The organism is Kitasatospora sp. NPDC097605 (assembly GCF_040302725.1).
Lineage (GTDB): Bacteria > Actinomycetota > Actinomycetes > Streptomycetales > Streptomycetaceae > Kitasatospora.
Genome location: NZ_JBEOSF010000039.1, coordinates 12,178 through 25,796, shown reverse-complemented (window position 1 = coordinate 25,796; position 13,619 = coordinate 12,178). Strand labels below are relative to the sequence as shown.

General features: G+C 75.4%; 11 protein-coding genes. 3 read left to right on the top strand and 8 right to left on the bottom strand.

Features of this window, described 5'->3' with window-relative positions; genetic code table 11:
- Nucleotides 1-32 precede the first annotated feature (32 nt).
- From ABTX81_RS31815 to ABTX81_RS31805, 3 genes are all read right to left on the bottom strand, one after another.
- Nucleotides 33-1,127 carry a sensor histidine kinase gene (locus ABTX81_RS31815; RefSeq protein ID WP_350552900.1) on the bottom strand — a complete coding sequence of 365 codons (1,095 nt, stop codon included), beginning with the start codon at nucleotides 1,125-1,127 and terminating at the stop codon, nucleotides 33-35.
- The gene (locus ABTX81_RS31810; RefSeq protein WP_350552898.1) at nucleotides 1,114-1,809 is read right to left on the bottom strand and encodes a response regulator transcription factor; all 696 of its coding nucleotides are present in this window, start codon (nucleotides 1,807-1,809) and stop codon (nucleotides 1,114-1,116) included. Before ABTX81_RS31810 ends, ABTX81_RS31815 begins: the two co-directional genes overlap by 14 nt.
- Nucleotides 1,810-1,970: 161 nt before the next feature.
- Nucleotides 1,971-2,567 (bottom strand): RICIN domain-containing protein, encoded by a 597-nt coding sequence (locus tag ABTX81_RS31805; protein WP_350552896.1) that lies wholly within the window; start codon nucleotides 2,565-2,567, stop codon nucleotides 1,971-1,973.
- Nucleotides 2,568-2,715: 148 nt separating this feature from the next.
- Here ABTX81_RS31805 and ABTX81_RS31800 point away from each other — a divergent pair, with 148 nt between their 5' ends.
- Entirely contained in the window at nucleotides 2,716-4,236 is a 1,521-nt protein-coding gene (locus ABTX81_RS31800) for an AfsR/SARP family transcriptional regulator (RefSeq protein WP_350552894.1), read from the top strand.
- A 109-nt stretch (nucleotides 4,237-4,345) separates the two neighbouring features.
- On the opposite strand, the gene ABTX81_RS31795 is transcribed toward ABTX81_RS31800, so the two are convergent.
- Nucleotides 4,346-4,579, bottom strand: coding sequence for a WhiB family transcriptional regulator (locus ABTX81_RS31795; RefSeq protein WP_350552892.1), 234 nt, complete (start codon nucleotides 4,577-4,579; stop codon nucleotides 4,346-4,348).
- A gap of 156 nt (nucleotides 4,580-4,735) precedes the next feature.
- Between ABTX81_RS31795 and ABTX81_RS31790 the strand changes: the two genes are divergently transcribed.
- Entirely contained in the window at nucleotides 4,736-5,434 is a 699-nt protein-coding gene (locus ABTX81_RS31790) for an alpha/beta fold hydrolase (protein ID WP_350552890.1), read from the top strand.
- Nucleotides 5,435-5,767: 333 nt separating this feature from the next.
- On the opposite strand, the gene ABTX81_RS31780 is transcribed toward ABTX81_RS31790, so the two are convergent.
- The gene (locus ABTX81_RS31780) at nucleotides 5,768-9,826 is read right to left on the bottom strand and encodes a DEAD/DEAH box helicase (RefSeq protein ID WP_350552888.1); all 4,059 of its coding nucleotides are present in this window, start codon (nucleotides 9,824-9,826) and stop codon (nucleotides 5,768-5,770) included.
- 336 nt (nucleotides 9,827-10,162) lie between these two features.
- Here ABTX81_RS31780 and ABTX81_RS31775 point away from each other — a divergent pair, with 336 nt between their 5' ends.
- On the top strand, nucleotides 10,163-10,960 hold the full coding sequence (locus ABTX81_RS31775) for a maleylpyruvate isomerase family mycothiol-dependent enzyme (protein WP_350552886.1): 798 nt from the start codon (nucleotides 10,163-10,165) through the stop codon (nucleotides 10,958-10,960).
- A 68-nt stretch (nucleotides 10,961-11,028) separates the two neighbouring features.
- Here the strand turns inward: ABTX81_RS31775 and ABTX81_RS31770 are convergent, their stop codons facing one another.
- From ABTX81_RS31770 to ABTX81_RS31760, 3 genes are all read right to left on the bottom strand, one after another.
- On the bottom strand, nucleotides 11,029-11,355 hold the full coding sequence (locus ABTX81_RS31770; protein WP_350552884.1) for a MazG-like family protein: 327 nt from the start codon (nucleotides 11,353-11,355) through the stop codon (nucleotides 11,029-11,031).
- Nucleotides 11,356-11,586: 231 nt separating this feature from the next.
- The gene (locus ABTX81_RS31765) at nucleotides 11,587-12,750 is read right to left on the bottom strand and encodes a PDDEXK-like family protein (RefSeq protein ID WP_350552882.1); all 1,164 of its coding nucleotides are present in this window, start codon (nucleotides 12,748-12,750) and stop codon (nucleotides 11,587-11,589) included.
- A 106-nt stretch (nucleotides 12,751-12,856) separates the two neighbouring features.
- Nucleotides 12,857-13,600, bottom strand: a complete 744-nt coding sequence (locus ABTX81_RS31760) for a phosphotransferase family protein (protein WP_350552880.1) — start codon at nucleotides 13,598-13,600, stop codon at nucleotides 12,857-12,859.
- Between the last annotated feature and the right edge of the window lie 19 nt (nucleotides 13,601-13,619).

Below are 13,619 nucleotides of genomic sequence, written 5' to 3'. Positions count from 1 at the left end.
GGGCGGGGCAGGGGCGGAGCGCGGGCGGGCGGCTACCCCGTCGGCGGAGGCGCGGCCGGCAGCCGCACGGTGATGTGGAGGCCGCCGCCGGGGCGCGGGGCGATGGCGAGGGTCCCGTCATGCGCTTCGACGATGCTCTTCACGATGGCCAGGCCCAGGCCGACGCCCGCGTGGTCGTGACGGACGCGTTCGGTGCCGCGCTGGAAGGGCTCGGTGAGGGTCGAGACCAGCTCCGCCGGGAGGATCTCGCCGGTGTTCTCGACGGTGAGCGACACGCTTCCGGGCTGGACGCGGGTCGTCGCCCGCACGATGCCCCGGTCGGGCAGGTTGTGGACGATCGCGTTGTGGAGGAGATTGACTGTCATCTGCAGCAGGAGCGCGCGGGAGCCGATGGTCGGGGTGATGTCGCCCGAGGCCTCCAGGGTGACGCCGTTCTTCTCCGCCATGGGAAGCAGCGTCTCGACGGCCTCCTCGACGTTCAGGGACAGGTCGACGGGCTCCCGGGTGAAGGTCCGCCGCTCGGCCCGGCTGAGCAGGAGCAACGCCTCGGTGAGGTCGATCGCCCTGGCGTTGACGTCGGTGAGGCGCCGGAACAGCTCGCCCGAGTCGCGCGCCGGGTCGGTGAGAGCCACGTCGAGCAGGGCCTTCGTGATCGCCAGCGGGGTGCGCAGTTCGTGGGAGGCGTTGGCCGCGAACCTCCGCTGCTCGGTGACGTGCGCTTCGAGGCGCGCGAGCATGGTGTCGAAGGCGTCGGCGAGCTCCCGGAACTCGTCCTTGCGGCCCTCCAGTTCGATCCGGTGGGAGAGTGACCCGTTCGCGGCCAGGGAGGTGGCGTGGGTGATGCGGGTCAGCGGGGCGAGCATCCGGCCGGCGAGCAGCCATCCTCCCAGCAGGCCGAACACCAGGAGGAGCGCCATCACCACGGCCGACGCCGGAGCGTAGGCGTGCAGCACGATGGTGCGGATGGGCACGAGCCCGTCGGGGCTGCTCGCCGTACCGGGCAGGCCGCGCAGCAGGTACACCCACACGGTGACCAGCATCAGCCCGCCCGCGAGCATGACGAAGCCCGCGTAGCTGAGGGCGAATTTGAGGCGGACGCTCAAGCCCGGAGTTCTAGGCGCCCGCATCGCCCTCACGCCCGGTGTCCGCCGGGGTGGCGATCCGGTAGCCGACGCCCGGCACGGTGGCGATGATCTGAGGTTCACCGAGGCGTTTGCGCAGCGTCGAGACCGTGATGCGCACGGCGTTGGTGAACGAGTCGGCGTTCTCGTCCCAGGCCCGCTCCAGGAGTTCCTCGGCGCTGACGACGCCACCCTCGGCGGCGACCAGCACGTCGAGCACGGCGAACTGTTTGCGGGTGAGCGCGATGTAGCGGTCGTCGCGGTAGACCTCGCGGCGGAAGGGGTCCAGCCGCAGGCCCGCGATCTCCCGCACCGGCGGTCTGATGTACGCGCGCCTGCGGTCCAGCGCCCTGAGCCTGAGGACGAGTTCACGCATCTTGAACGGCTTGGTGAGGTAGTCGTCGGCTCCGAGCCCGAACCCGGAGACCTTGTCGTCGATCCGGTCGGCGGCGGTGAGCATGAGGATCGGCATCCCCGATCCCGCCGCGACGATCCGTTCGGCGATCTCGTCACCGGAGGGACCGGGGATGTCACGGTCGAGGACGGCGATGTCGTAGGCGTTGACGCTCAGTAACTCCAAAGCGGTGTCGCCGTCCCCGGCGATGTCCGCGGCGATCGCCTCCAGCCGCAGCCCGTCACGGATGGCCTCCGCCATGTACAGCTCGTCCTCGACGATCAAGACACGCATGAACCAATGCTACGCACCGGGGCATGTCGTCCGCCTATCCAAAAACGATCCCCGGTCGCCGATCCGGCCGGCCCGGACGGCAGCGGCGTCCGAACCGGGCGGAACGTTCCGTCGGCCCTCCACGGCCCGTCACGGCGGGGCGTGGAGGGCCCTTTCGCCGGTCAGAGTTGCGGGAGGTTCCAGCTCTGGTTCGCGGTGTTCCACGCCTCGTCGGTGGTGATGCAGTCCCACTGCTGCAGGCGGGCCTGCTGGCCGGGGGTGCCGGACGGGCCCTCGGCGTCCAGGCAGCGGCCGGTGGCCCGGTTCTTCAGGATCATGGTCGTGGGGAAGCACATACAGGTGTGGCCCACCCAGGCGGTGGTCCATTCGGCCGGGGCGTAGCCGGCCCCGCAGGCCGGGTACTGGAGGACGCCGGTGCCGTTCGAGTAGGTGCCCGCGCGCCAGTCGAGCATCAGGCACTGGCCGGAGTGCCGGGCCTTGATCCGGAAGTAGCCGTTGCCGCTGTCGAGCAGCTCGAACTCCTGGGAGGCGCTGGCGTTGTTGGGCCACAGGAAGACGCCGGTGTACGCATCGGTCGACGCCCACATGACGTCGGCGCGCAGCCCGGTCCTGACGTTCACGAGTTCGTAGCGGGCGGGGTCCGCCGCGTGCGCGGGTGTGGAGGCGAGGGCCGCGAGGACGGCGAACGCCACGGCCGCGACCAGGGCCGCCGGTGTGAGCCGGGGACGGTCGGACCGTCGGGGAAGGGGGAGCCGCATGGTGCTTTCCTCCGTGGGTCTCGGGTGGTGGCGCAGGGGACCTTTCCCACCCTGGCGTCGCGGCCTGTGCGCCGGCCTTGCGGTCACCTTGCGGGCCAGCCAGCATGGGCGGCAGGGACGATGCGCGGGCGCTGTCGATCACCTGGGGGTGGGTGTGGACTTCCGGCTGTTGGGCGAGGTCGAGGTGCGGTCGGCCGGCCGGCCGCTCGACGTGGGGACGCCGCGGCAGCAGGTGGTCCTGGCCGCCCTGGTCGTCGACGCCCGAAGACCGATCGCCATCGAGGCCCTCATCGACCGGGTCTGGGGCCATGACCCGCCCGCCAACCCCCGGCCCGTGCTGTACGCGCACCTGAGCAGGATCCGCGGCCTGCTGAGACAGACGGTCGCCCCCGGGGGCGGGACGGCGGCGCGGATCGAGCGTCGGCACGCCGGCTATGTGCTGGAGCTCGACCCCGAGTCGGTGGACCTTCACCGGTTCCGCCGGCTGGTCGAGCAGGGCGACGACCGGCAGCGTGACGACGAGGCACGGGCCGCGACGCTCACCGAGGCCCTGGGCCTGTGGCGGGGGGAGCCGCTGGCCGGTCTCCCGGGCGAATGGGCCGCGCGGATCCGGGCGAGCTGGCATCAGCGGCGGCTGGACGCGGTGGTGCGGTGGGCGCAGGCGGAGTTCCGACTCGGCCGGCCCACCGCGGTCATCTCCGCGGTGCCCGATCTCACCGCCGAGTACCCGCTGTCCGAGCCCCTGGAGTGCGTGCTGATCCAGGCCCTGCAGGCGACCGGGCGGGGCGCGGAGGCCCTGGAGCGCTACGGCCTCGTCCGGCGACGGCTGGCCGAGGAGCTGGGCGCCGCCCCCGGCAGGGAGCTCCGGACGCTCTACCGGACCGTCCTGATCGGGGATCCGCCGCCACCGGGCCCGCCCCGGTCGCGGGCCGCGACGACGCCTCCCGCCGTGGGCGGCGGTTCGCCCCTCGGCGTGCCGGCCGATGCCACGGAAACACCGCCGCCGCCCGGGTGCCTCGGGCACGTCGGCGCCGCCGCGACCACCGCGCCGTCGGGCCGGCGGCGCGGGCGCAGGCCCCACCGGCGCGCCCTGCTGGCCGTCCTGGCCGCCGTGGTGCTGCCCACGGCGACGGGGTCGGCGCTCCTCCTGCGGCGGGACGACTGCGACCGGGAGCGGACGGCCGTCCCGCCGGCGGCGTCGGTCGAACGCGCGCGGGAACTCTTCGCCGCCGCCGAGGAACTCGACCGGGACGGGCGGGCCCAGGACGCGCGGGCGGCCGTCGCGGAGGCGGCGCGGCTGTGGGAGCGGCTCCTCGGGCTGGACCCGGACCGCAACGCGCCGCCGCTCGCCCCCGCCGTCCTCCCGGCGCTGGGCCGGGCCGGTGTGGACTTCAGCGTCCCCCGGTCCGCACTCCTCGGCTGGCTCGGCAGTCCGCTCCACACGCCCTATCCGGCGATCTCCTTGACGATCCTGCTGCGGGGCTGGCGGTTCACGGCACCGGTCTTCCTCGACGCCGTGGTCTGGAACTACGAGCACACGCCCGAGGTCCCCTCCCCCCGCGCCGTCGCCGATGTGCGCACCGACGTCCTGAAGGCGGCCGTCCTGGAGCACACGCGAACGCGCCACGGCACGCGGGTCACGGAGTTCGACCAGCTCCTCGGGTCCTGAGCCCCCGGGGACCCACCGGCCGCGTCAGGCGGGGCCCGGGGCGGGGCCGCCCCATGATGCATCAGCACGCGCGGGCCGGCCGGACAGCGCAAACGCCACCGCGCCGCCCTCAGGCCCGGCGCCGCCGCAGCGTGCGGCGCTCCGCCTCCGTCGTACCGCCCCAGATCCCCTCCACCGGCGCGTCCAGCGCCCACTCCAGGCACTGCCGCGCCACCGGGCACCGCCCGCACACGGCCCGCGCCTCGTCGGCCTGCGCGAGGGCCGGGAAGCTGCTGCCGCTCCCGATGGGGAAGAAGAGCTCGGGGTCGGTGTCCCGGCACCGGGCCGACTCACGCCAGTTCATGAGGATCCCTCCGTGCCACACGGTCCGCTGTTCTCTCGGTCTCCGCTCTCTATGACTGCGCGGCGGCGGTGATTGTGACATCGGCGGCCGGGCCGGTGGGACCCTGGCACCGCGGGCCCGCTCCTCCCGGGAGCGGTCGACGACACGGAGGTGCCGATGAGAGTGGTGTTCGTGCACGGGGCGTGTGTCCGGGACGGGGCCTGGTGGTGGCACCGCACCGCCGAGCTGCTGCGGGAGCGGGGCGTGGCGAGCACGGCCCCCGCCCTGCCGAGCTGCGGCGAGGCGGGCGTGCCCGGCGGCGTCGACGGTCCGGGGCTGCCCGATGACGTCGCCGCGGTGCGGGCGGTGCTGCGGGCCGGCGACGAGCCGACCGTCGTGGTCGCCCACAGCTACGGCGGCATCGTCACGGCGGAGGCCGCCGCGGGCCTCGGGTCGGTGCGCCATCTGGTGCTGGTCGCCGGCTACCTGCCCGACGTCGGGCAGAGCCTGTCGGACTTCGGCGCCGGCGACGGCCCCGCGCCGTTCCTCGACGTCGACCCCGGCGCCGGCACCTTCGGGGTCCGCCCCGAACTGCTCGTCGACACCTTCCTCCACGACTGCGACCCCCGGGTCCGGTCCCAGGCACCGGAGCACCTGGCCCGGCAGAGCCTGCGGGTGACCGGGCAGCCGGTCGCCGCGGCCGCCTGGCAGCGGGTGCCCTCGACCTACGTCGTCTGCGCCCGGGACCGGGGCACCCCGGCGCGGTCCCAGCGCGAGTTCGCCCGCCGCGCGGACCGCGTCGTCGAACTCGACACCGGACACCACCCCTTCCTGTCCCGTCCCGCGGCGGTCCGCGACCTGCTGCTGAGCCTGTGACGCCGCCCGGCGCCCGACCGCCACGACCGCCCCGTCAGGTCATGTCATCCCGGGAGTGGCCGTCGACGGTCATGGCGTCGTGAGGCGGGCGGTCCCGGTGGTGAGGCGGAGGAGGGCTCGGCCGGGGCCGGCGGGCAGGGCGGAGATCAGCCGGGTGTCCACGGAGGGGCGGAACGGGTCGACCGCGTGCCCGCCGGTCCTGCGCGCGCTCGACCACGGTCACCCGGAAGCCGTGCCGGGTGAGCCAGTACGCCGGCACGGGCCCGGCGACGCCGGCACCGGAGACGAGGATCCGCACGGCATCCCTCCTTGACCGTCCCGCCGGGGAGGGCGCTACCCGGAGGTCCGCCCCGGGTCGGGTCCGTCCAGGGGCCAGGTGTCCCGGTCCCCGAGGTGGTCGTAGGTCGGCAACTCCCGCGCCAGGACGTCGAAGTGGGACAGCGGTGCCCACAGTGCGCGGTCGCCGACGACGTACAGGCGCCGTTTCGCCCGGCTGGCGGCCACATTGAGCAGGTGCGGGCTGCCGGCCGCCCAGGCGCGGGCGCCCGCGCGGTTGCTGCCGAGGAGGAGGATGACGACGTCGGCCTCCTTGCCCTGGGCCCGGTGGACGGTGGCGCAGCGTTCGTCCAGCTGTTCGGCGGTCCAGCCGGCCGCGGCGCAGGTCTCACGGGCCTCGCGGACGAGGGCGCGGAACGGGGCGATGATGCGCACCCGGTCGGGGGTGACGCCGTGGCGGACGAGCCGGCCGAGGACGAACTCCAGGGCACGGCGGTCGCGTTCGCCCCACGGGGCGTCGCCGTCGCGGGCCGGGTCGGGGGTGTCGAGCCAGCGGCTGGGGAGGAGGCCGTCGCGCTCCTCGTCGGGGAACGGCCGGGGGTGGGTGCCGTACACCATCAGGCCGCCGTAGGCGACGTCGTTGCTGACGGTGAACATGGGCTCCTCGCACCGGCGGTGGACGCGCAGGGGCGAGCCGACCCAGACCGTCGCCCCGTCGGCGCCGGTGGGGTCGGGCAGGTAGGTGCCGTAGCGGTTGACGCGGTCGGCGACGGCCTGGGCGGAGGTGGCGGAGGGCAGCCACTCCTCGTCCACGCCGTGGGCGAGGAGCAGGCGGCGCTGGAGGGCGGCGGGCATGGTGACGACGGGTTCGAGCTGCAGGGGGTCGCCGACCAGGACGGCCCGGCGGGCCCGCCACAGGGCGCCGACGGCGGCCTGCGGGGTGGCCTGCCCGGCCTCGTCGACGAGGAGCCAGCCGATGGCGCCCTGTCCGAGGCGGGCGAACATGCTGCCGATGGAGGAGAAGGTGGTGGAGACGACGGGCACCAGGAGGAAGAGGGTCTGCCAGGCGCGCAGGACCTCCTCGTCGGGGACGGGACCGTTGGTGCCCGCCATGAGCTCCGTCAGGACCAGGAGGTTGCCGCGGACCCGCTTGGCGTTGGCGGCGACGAAGGCGCGGTGCAGGTCCAGGGCGCGCATGAACAGGTCGCTGCGGGCGGTGCACCAGGCCTCGTCGGACCAGGGCGAGCCGAGTTCCTGTTCCCGGTCGTCGAGGTGGACCCAGTCCAGCGGCAGGGACGGCAGGTCGGTGGCGGCCCGGCGCAGCGCGCGGTGGGCGGCGTCCAGCTCGGCGGTCGCGGCGTCCAGTTCGCTCCGGGCGGCCGCCGCGTCCTGCCGGGCCCGCCGGACGGCCTCCAGCGCGGCGGCCTCCGCCGTGGCGGCGGCGGCCTCGCGGGCCCGGGCCCGGTCAGCGGCCGCGCCGGCTTCGTCGAGGGCGACGGTGGCACGGGTGTGCAGGTCGCCGGCGGCCAGTTCCTCGGCGCGGACGCAGCGGGCGAGGTGGGCCTGGGCGTCGTCCAGGGCGGAGCGCTGTCGCACCAGCAGTTCGAGGATCTCGCTCTGGGTGCGTTCGCGCTGGGCCTCGGCGGCCTGGCGTTCGGCGGCGGTCCGCAGCAGGCGGCGCAGGCCGGAGCGCAGGCCCGGTTCGGCGGCGGACGGCGCGTCGTGCCGGGCGGTCAGGGCCTCGACGTACTGGCGGTGGTGGGAGGCCACCTCCCGGGCGGCGGCCAGGTCGGCGCGGGCCTCGGCGAGGGCCTCCCGGGCCCGGGGGACGCCGCCGGCCGCGGCCTCGTACGCGGCTTCGGCGCCGAGGGCGGCGGTCCGCCCGGTGGCGGCGGCCGTGGCGGCGTCGGCGTGCCGGGCCTCGGCCTCCGCCGTGTGCCGCTCGGCGCGGGCGAGGGCGGCGCGCGCCGCGTCGACGCGCTGCGGGCCCCGGGTCTGCGCGGTGTCCGCCAGGGTGGCGGCGAGGCGGGCCCGTTCGGCGCGCAGGCGTTCGACCTCGGCCCGGGCGGCCTCGAAGGCGGCGACGGCCTGCGGCCAGGAGGGCACCGGCTGGACGGGGCCGGGGCCGGGGCCTGGGCCGCTGCCGGGGCCGCTGCCGGGGGTCGCGTCCGCGGGGCGCGCGGTGCGGGACCTGGGGACGCTCGGCGTCACCCAGTCCCCCAGGACGGCGTTCATGCCGCGCAGTGGCGGCAGCCCCCGGGCGGTGCGCGCGTCGGCCTCCTCCTCGGACAGGCGGCCCCACCAGAAGCGCTGGGCGAACCTCGTCCGGTTCGACTTGTTGCCGAGCACCGCGGCCACCAGGCCCCAGGCGGGCGCGCCGTCGAGCAGGGCGGAGGCCAGGTCGGAGAAGTGGTCGGGGCCGCCGTGCCAGTGCTCGTCGAGGGCGGCGGCGCCGGGCAGCTCGGCCGTCACGTTCTCCACGGCGCCGTTGTTGGAGGAGGTGACCACGATCTCGTGGCCGGTGAGCCTGGGGTCGAGCGCCGCGACGAAGCGCGGGTGCCGCCCCTGCCGGTCCTTGCCGCGCCAGGCCCGGCCGACGAACGCGGCCTCGGGCCGCTCGAAGGAGGACATCACGGTGGCCCGTTCGACGACGAGGGCGGCGACCAGGTCGCGCAGCATGGTGGTCTTGCCCGTACCGGGCGGGCCGTTGACGGAGAACAGGCCGCCGTCGGTGCCCTCGCGGTCGGCCAGCATCCGGTCGACGGCGAACTGCTGGCTGAGCGCGAGCGGGTACGCGGCCTTCGCCGGCCAGCGTCCGGCGGGCACCAGGGCCGGGGCGACGCCGTCCAGGACGGCCCGGCGGTCCTCCCGCAGGTCGGTGCGGGCGTGGACGGCGATGTCGGCACGGGAGGTCAGGTACGCGTCCAGGGCGGGGCCGAGACCGCCCCCGCCCTCCTTGAGCGCGGCGCGCACCCGGGCGAGGTCGGGCGGCAGGAGGCTGTTGAGGAACGGCTGCGCGGCGGTGGGCCTGGCCTCCGGGTCGCGCGGGAGGCGGACGAGCCGGCTGCAGACGCGGATCGCGCGCGGGTCGAGGCGGTCCTGGACGCCGCAGAGGTGGGCGATCTGGGCGGTCAGGGCGACCAGGTCGGCGAACGCGACAGCCCGGGCCGCGTCGGCGGGCGCGGTCCCGTCCGCTTCCACCGGTGCGACCGCCTCCGCCGGTTCCGCCGTCTCGGCGGGGACCTGCCCTGCGGGGGCCGGCCCGGTGGGAGCCGCCCCGGTGGGAGCAGCCCCGGTGGCACCGTCCTGGGCCGGCCGACGCGCCGCCACCCACTCGGACACCCTGCGCACCAAGGGGTCCGTGGCCCCCTGGATCGCGACACCGGCCACGTCGCCGAGCAGCACCGCGACCGCCGCCACCGCGGCACCGCCCAGCACCTCGGCGAGCACCTGCCGCCAGCCCCGGGCGGTGACCCCCTCCGCGACCGGTACCGGGCGGAGGCCGGACGAACCGTCCCGCACCGTCCGGCTCCCGCCGGCGGCGTACGCGACCGGCGCGGCGGCCAGCTGACCCACCGCCACCCCGAACGCCTCGCCCAGTTCCTCGAAGCCGTCCAGCCACCCCGGTGCCGACGGCCCCGGGTCGAACAGCCGGCCCGTCGCCCAGGCGCACGCCGAGACCACCGACGTCCCGTCGATCGGCCGCCCGTACTCGTCCAGGACCAGCGCGAACATCGCGCTGCGCCCCGACAGCACCAGTTCCTCCTGCGGCACCCCCGGATCCGGCTCGGTTCCCGCCGGAAGCACCGCGATCATCGCCTGACGCAGCAGCTCCAGGTCGAACAGCCCGCCGTACACCTCGTGGCGCCACACCATCCCGCTCGGGGCCCGCCAGGGCGCCGTGTCCGGATGCTCCGCCGACCACGGCAGCACCGGCGCCTCCTGCCCCGCCGCCGGCGTGAGGTCCACGACGAACGTGTCGGAGGCGCGGGGTCGTCCCGCACGCCGCTTGCGCGGCAGCTCAGGAATCCCGGGCGGGCTGAACAGCTCGATCGCCCGCCAGCACTCCAGCAGGTCGGCCACCCGCCCCTGCTCCCGCTCCCGCCCCGCCCGCATGCCACGCCCCCGTATCGAACCCGCAGCTCGGAGCCGCTTCGTGTGCCGATCAACAGTCCGCAGAATCTACCCGACACCGACCCCCCGGGGCCGAGGCCCCCCGGGTATCGGCCGAGGCATCCCGGCTCATGGCCGTCCCCCGCCGCCCGGTCCATGATGCCGCCCTGACGCACCCGGGGTCGCCCGATTCCGATACCGCAGGGCGGACGATCGGCGAGACGGCCGCCGGACTCGGACCTCCCCTCGCCGCACAGGCGCGCGCCCCCGCGGCTCCGGTGAGCCCGCGACCGTGAAAACCACTGTCCGATCACCGGAGCACGGTGATAGACATCCGGCGTGCACAAGACTCCTGAGTTCCCCGACCTGCTGCGACTGATCGACGAACGGTCGACCGCCTTCCGCGCCACGGTCGCCGCCGCGCCCAGTCTCGACGCGCAGGTGCCGACCTGCCCCGAGTGGACGCTGTTCGATCTGGTGAGGCACCTGGGCGGGGGAGACCGTTTCTGGGCCGCCATCGTCGGAGCGGGGCCGGCCGGCGCTCCCCCGGCCGAGGCCGTCGCCGCGCGCGCCGCTCTGGAAGTGCCGCGGGAGCGCGAGGCCCTGGTGGCCTGGCTGGAGGAGTCGACGCGCCTGCTGCTGGACGTGCTGCGGGAGGCGGGCCCGGACGCCGGCTGCTGGGCGTGGTGGAGTGGCCTGCAGACGCCGCGGACCGCCGGCGGAGTCGCCCGGCACCGGGTCCAGGAGAGCGCGGTGCACACGTACGACGCCCAGCTCGCCGCGGGCACCCCGCGGCCGCTGCCGGCCGACGTCGCCCTCGACGGTGTCGAGGAGTTCCTGTTCACCTGCGTCGCATCGCCGAGCGCCTGGCCGCACAAGCCCACGACCTTCGACTTCCACGCCACCGAGGGCCGCTCCTGGCGCCTCACGGTCGACGGCGACGGCGCACGCTCCGCCCGCCTCCCCGCGCCCACCGCCGCGACCGGCGAGGACCCGGACGCGGCCGGTGTCTCGGTCCAGGGCACGGCCAGTGAGTTGGTCGTCTACCTGTACGACCGCATCCCGGCCGAGTCCCTGCACCTCGACGGGGACGCGGGCCTGCTCGACCTGCTCCGCGCCTGGGAACCGGAGCACTAGGACGCAGCGGGGGGGCGGTCCGGAGGGACCGGATCGGCCGGTGTCAACGGCTCGATCCGGTCCCCGTCCTACGGCGCGACCGGTCGCGCGTGCGTACGGGCGGCGAGCATCCGCACGTGCTCCTCGAAGAACCAGCGGGGGTCCCCGCCCATCCGGACCAGCAGCACCAGCGCGGTCACCGCCACGTCGCACGCCTCCTTCCGAACGTCGTCCCAGTCATGGGAACGCCCCTTGCGCGGGTTCTCCCCCAGCGCTCCGATCGCCGCCTCGGCGACCTCGCCCACCTCCTCCTGAAGCTTCACGATCTGTACCAGCCAGCGCTGCTCACCGACCATCGCCGACTGTGAATCCAGGCTTTGAGCAAGGGAGTTGAGCGTCTTCCAGGTGTCGTCCATGGCGCCGGATCCTGCCGCTGTTCGAACCGCTCGTTCAACACGGGCGGTTCTCGGCGAGCCTGTGGCGAACGCGCCGTTTTCGAGCAGCAGTCCGGCCCGCACCGGCCGCCCGGGCATCGCCCCCTCCCGCCGAAGTTCACCTGACCGGGTGCACTCCCGCGCCGCTCGCGCGGCACCGCCGGAACGGCCGCTCGGCGGCGGCAGGCCGCTCGGGACGGTGACGACGGACCCTCACCCGCGGGCGGCCCACAGGGTGTCGACGGTGGCGACCCGCTCGTGCCAGGTGTCCCGGACCAGGGTGGCGACGGTGGCGGCGTTGTGGGCGAGGAAGCCGGTGCCGCTCGGTTGGGCGGTGAGGGGCAGGTTCTGCCACCAGCCCCAGTGGCCGCCAGAGCCCTTGGAGAGGAACCGGCCGCCGATGGCCTCCCGTACGACGTCGTCGGTGCAGTAGATGCCGTAGAACGGGCGGAGGTGCGGGTCGTCCGGGTCGGGGCCGGGGTGGCCGTCGGTGTCGCGGCGGACGCCGAGGCCGAATCCGAGCAGCGGCGCTCCGCCGGCCATCCATCCGGGGCGGCTGAGGACAACGGCCGTCTCCGGGTAACTGCCGCTGCCGCCGAGGGCGGTGTACTCGGTGGACGTCACGAGGAGGTCCCGGCCGAGTTCCGCGGCCAGCGTGCCGAGCGCGGCGTGGCTGTGGGCCGGCAGGTGGTTCAGCAGCCGCCGGGCCGCCTGCTGGGCGGCGAGGACGGTGGCACCGTGCCTGATCCAGAAGCCGGCCGCGTCGTCGTCCGTGCTGATGCCCACGGTGCTCTCCAGGTCGCTCAGGTAGTCGTCGGCGTGGCGGCGGCCGGGCGCCGCCGGTCCGGGGGCCCGCTCCGCGAGCAGACGCGCGAGTGCACCCGCGAGGTCGCGCAGGGCGACCGGCCGGAAGCGCGGGTCGGCCGGTGGCCGGCCGGCGGGGGTGAGGTAGACCAGCACCAGGTTCGCCAGGTCCGCGAAGTCGTCGCCCTGACGGACCGTCTGCCCCTCGCCCTCACGGGCGTCGACCTTCAGCTCGATCACCACCGAGGCGACGGGGGTGATGACGACCAGGTCCGGCCGGCTGCTGTCGCCCCGCACCTGCTGGTGCACCCGTGCCCGGGCGAGGCGTGGATCACCGGCGAGCTCCGGCCGGCCCGCCAGGCGCAGCAGCGCCCCGAGCAGCTCCGCGTCCAGGCCGTGGACCTCGCGCGGATCGAGCAGGAACTTCAGGTAGTTCTCGTGACTGCCTTCGCGGCGCCGCTGCCCCAGGATCTGCAGCGCGCTCGGCCCCCGCCCGCCGCGCCGTGCGCGCGGCAGGGCCAGCGCCTCCGCCTCGACGCCCGCCCAGCGCTGTGCGCCCGCTTCCGTGTCCATGTGCCCCGCCCGCCCCGCCCCGCTCGTGGATCGCCGGCCTGGGCCGGCGGCACACATTCTGGCCCATCGCGAGCGGTCTCACACCGGGGATCTCACACCGCTGCCGTCACAGCGCGGACCGCAACACGTCGACCTCGCAGCCCGGCGCGGACGGGTCGAAGCCGTGCTCGGCCAGCCAGCGGACCACCAGCAGGCTGCGCAGCGACCACCAGGCGCGGATCACGTCGACGTCGAGCTCGACGTCGGTGCCGTAGCCGGCGAGGACGTCGCCGAGGTGTTCCCGGTGTCCGAGGGTCAGGGTGGCGAGGTCGTACAGGGCGTCGCCCCGGGCCGCCTCGGACCAGTCGATCACGCCGGTGATCCGGTCGCCGTCGACGAAGACGTGGGAGGCCTGCAGGTCGCCGTGGGTGAACACCGGCGTCCAGGGCCGCAGCGCCGTCTCGGCGAGCCGGCGGTTGCGCGTGACCAGGTCGGCCGGGAGGACGTCGTTCGCGATCAGCCACCCGCATTCGCCGTCGAGGCGCGCGGCCAGCTCGTCGGGGCGCGGGCCGGTCCAGGGCGGTAGCGGCGCGTCGTGCAGCGTCCGCACGGCGGCGCCCGCCGCGGCCCAGGCCTCCGACGACGCGCCCGACGGCTCGCCGAGGCGGCCGAGCGCCGTGCCCGGGACGGCGGCGAGCGCGAGCACGGGCGGTTTCCGCCAGAGGATCTCCGGGGTCGGGAGCGGCGCCAGGGCCATCGCCTCGACCTCGACGTCGGTGCGGCGCTGATCGGCGTCGACCTTCAGGAACGCCTCGCCGACGCGCAGCGTCGCGCGCTCGTTGTGCGCGACGACGACCTCGAGCTCCTCCATGCCGGCCAGTATCGCGGAC

Coding starts and splice junctions, on each gene's coding strand:
- ABTX81_RS31815 (WP_350552900.1), bottom strand. CDS start 1,127: ATGCGGGCGCCTAGAACTCCGGGCTTGAGCGTCCGCCTCAAATTCGCC.
- ABTX81_RS31810 (WP_350552898.1), bottom strand. CDS start 1,809: ATGCGTGTCTTGATCGTCGAGGACGAGCTGTACATGGCGGAGGCCATC.
- ABTX81_RS31805 (WP_350552896.1), bottom strand. CDS start 2,567: ATGCGGCTCCCCCTTCCCCGACGGTCCGACCGTCCCCGGCTCACACCG.
- ABTX81_RS31795 (WP_350552892.1), bottom strand. CDS start 4,579: ATGAACTGGCGTGAGTCGGCCCGGTGCCGGGACACCGACCCCGAGCTC.
- ABTX81_RS31790 (WP_350552890.1), top strand. CDS start 4,736: ATGAGAGTGGTGTTCGTGCACGGGGCGTGTGTCCGGGACGGGGCCTGG.
- ABTX81_RS31780 (WP_350552888.1), bottom strand. CDS start 9,826: ATGCGGGCGGGGCGGGAGCGGGAGCAGGGGCGGGTGGCCGACCTGCTG.
- ABTX81_RS31770 (WP_350552884.1), bottom strand. CDS start 11,355: ATGGACGACACCTGGAAGACGCTCAACTCCCTTGCTCAAAGCCTGGAT.
- ABTX81_RS31765 (WP_350552882.1), bottom strand. CDS start 12,750: ATGGACACGGAAGCGGGCGCACAGCGCTGGGCGGGCGTCGAGGCGGAG.
- ABTX81_RS31760 (WP_350552880.1), bottom strand. CDS start 13,600: ATGGAGGAGCTCGAGGTCGTCGTCGCGCACAACGAGCGCGCGACGCTG.